We start from the raw sequence: 2,155 nt of genomic DNA on the forward strand, positions 1-2,155 counted from the left end.
GCACACAAATCAACCCCTTCCACCAAGTTTTTTGGCACTGCAGCACGACAAATTGTCACGGATAGCGTTGCATTTCTGCCGTTATTCAAAAGTGAAATGCAGAGTTTATCAAAAAGTGTGCGGCGCAACAAACGCAGCGTCATCCACCCGGATCGGGGCAAAACGGCTTCCGCTGACGGCTTCAAAACTTCCTTAATGCCTCTCCGCCATCATGCCTTGAGAAAAAGGGTGCCCCCGCGACGGCGGGGCTGGCGGAACGGGCTCAATGACCTCAGAGACAAAAGCGGCACGGAAAACACGGGCAGAGCGACCGGGAAAACTGGCGCTTGCGGCACTGGCGACACTGCTTGCCGGGGCTATGGCCCCGCAAATGGCGGGCGCGAGCGATGAGACACCCCCCGATCCCGCCACGATCTGCGAGATAGCCGCGATCCACCACGAACGCGACAATGAATTGCCGCGCGCCCTGCTCGCCGCCGTCGCCACGGCGGAATCGGGCCGCAGCGTACCCGGCTCGCGCGAGGCCCGCGCCTGGCCCTGGACGATCAACGCGGAAGGCCGCCCCTATTATTTCAAGACCAAGGAAGAAGCGATTGCGAAAACGCAGCAGCTTCTGGACAGTGGCATGCGCTCCATCGATGTGGGCTGCATGCAGGTCAACCTGCGCTATCACCCGCACGCCTTTGCGAGCCTCGAAGACGCCTTCGACCCCATGAAGAATGTCGCCTATGGCGCAGAGTTCCTCATGCAGCTTCGCGAGCGCACAGGCTCATGGCAGCAGGCGGTTGCGCATTATCACTCCCAGACCGAATGGCGCGGCGACCGCTATTTCGCCCGCGTTATCCGCATCTGGAAGAATGAGCGCACGCGCATCGCCAATGCCTCCTACACGATCCCGTCGCAAGGGTCAGCCAACCGCATTGACGTGACAGGCTTCCTGAAACCCGCCATCCTGCATAATGCGGCAGAAGGAACGAGCCATACCATCATGGCGTCTGCCGATTATCGTCCGGCACCGAAGGTGCTCGACACAGCGCCGAACCATATTGTGCGCGCTAATGCCGCTATTGGCCTTCGCCTCTCTATTGCCGAAGATGATGTGGCCACGGCCACCACCGTCACGGCGCAGGCGACGCCGCGCGTACTGGATCCTCGCCCCGCCCTTTCCAGCCCGACACAAATGGCAGAGGCGACGATCCCCGGCCTCTAGCGGGCAGCAGCGACACAAGGATTGTGAGGAAATGACCGGCATCGGAGCGCAAACAGCAAATCTCGCCGGGACATCAAATCCTCCTCCGACCGGCCTTTCCGTCATCTGGCAGATCGCCGATCTCATGTCGGCGCTGTTCGTTGTGGCTGTCGGCTGCATCGTCGCGCTGATCGTCGTTCTCTACATCATCGACGTCACACAGACGAAACATGCGGTGCGCCGCAACTACCCGGTCATCGGCCGTTTCCGCTATCTCTTCGAAACGCTCGGCGAATATTTTCGGCAATATTTCTTTGCGATGGACCGCGAAGAATTGCCCTTCAACCGCGCGCAGCGCGCATGGGTCTATCGCGCGGCAAAAGGTGTCGATACGACGGTTGCCTTCGGTTCAACGCGCGATCTGCGCCCCGCTGGCACGGTGACATTCGCAAACTGCCCCTTCCCGCCGCTCTCTCAGGACGCTGCGGAAACGGCGATCATCGAAATCGGGCCTCACACACGAAAGCCTTATCGCACGGCATCGATCTACAACATCTCCGGCATGAGCTATGGCGCGATTTCAAAGCCTGCCGTTCTCGCCCTTTCAAATGGCGCGCGCATGGCGGGTGTCTGGCTCAATACGGGCGAAGGCGGCCTCTCGCCCTTTCATATTGAAGGGGGTGCCGATCTCGTCTTCCAAATCGGCACCGCGAAATATGGCTGCCGGAATGAGGACGGCTCGCTGAACGACGAAAAACTCACCGCCATTGCAGCACTCGATCAGGTGAAGATGTTCGAGATCAAGCTAAGCCAGGGCGCAAAGCCCGGCAAGGGCGGCCTCCTGCCGAGCGCCAAGGTCACGCCGGAAATTGCCTCCATTCGCGGTATTCCGGCTGGCATGGATTCGGTGAGCCCCAATCGTCATCCGGAGATCAGTAATGTCGGCGATCTTCTCGACATGGTTGC

2 protein-coding genes are annotated in these 2,155 nt (G+C 60.0%); both read left to right on the forward strand.

The genetic code is table 11. The features are described from left to right. Positions 1 to 265 precede the first annotated feature (265 nt). The gene (locus WBF74_RS01830) at positions 266 to 1,210 is read left to right on the forward strand and encodes a transglycosylase SLT domain-containing protein (protein WP_424434289.1); all 945 of its coding nucleotides are present in this window, start codon (positions 266 to 268) and stop codon (positions 1,208 to 1,210) included. A 31-nt stretch (positions 1,211 to 1,241) separates the two neighbouring features. Beyond that, the coding region (locus WBF74_RS01835) for a glutamate synthase-related protein (protein ID WP_424434292.1) at positions 1,242 to 2,155 on the forward strand (914 nt) is incomplete at its 3' end.

Origin of the sequence: Parvibaculum sp. (assembly GCF_049672805.1) — a bacterium.
Classification (GTDB): domain Bacteria; phylum Pseudomonadota; class Alphaproteobacteria; order Parvibaculales; family Parvibaculaceae; genus Parvibaculum.

What these genes read in the sequence shown, in the direction of transcription:
- WBF74_RS01830 (WP_424434289.1), top strand. Translation starts at nt 266, where the DNA reads ATGACCTCAGAGACAAAAGCGGCACGGAAAACACGGGCAGAGCGACCG.